Annotated in this window: 1 rRNA gene; it reads right to left on the minus strand. The window is 42.7% G+C overall.

The window, feature by feature from the left end:
* Window positions 1-203: 203 nt before the first annotated feature.
* A 16S ribosomal RNA gene (locus CVN76_RS00550) occupies window positions 204-309 on the minus strand; the annotation flags it as partial.

A 309-nucleotide genomic window follows, 5' to 3' on the forward strand; every position in this document is an offset into this window, starting at 1 on the left:
GCATCCACCGTGCGCCCTTTCTAACTTAACCGTTAAAAAAGTCTTACAGATGCTTTGAAAAAAATTAATTGCCTTCTATCTATTATCTAGTTTTCAAGGAACAAAGTGGAGAGAATCCATCACATCGTGATGCCTCTTCCTTCATTGAATGAATTACTCATTCAAAACTGAACAAAACAAAATCGCACTCGTATTATCCTTAGAAAGGAGGTGATCCAGCCGCACCTTCCGATACGGCTACCTTGTTACGACTTCACCCCAATCATCTGTCCCACCTTAGGCGGCTGGCTCCATGAAGGTTACCTCACC

It is taken from the genome of Bacillus sp. mrc49 (assembly GCF_002803435.1).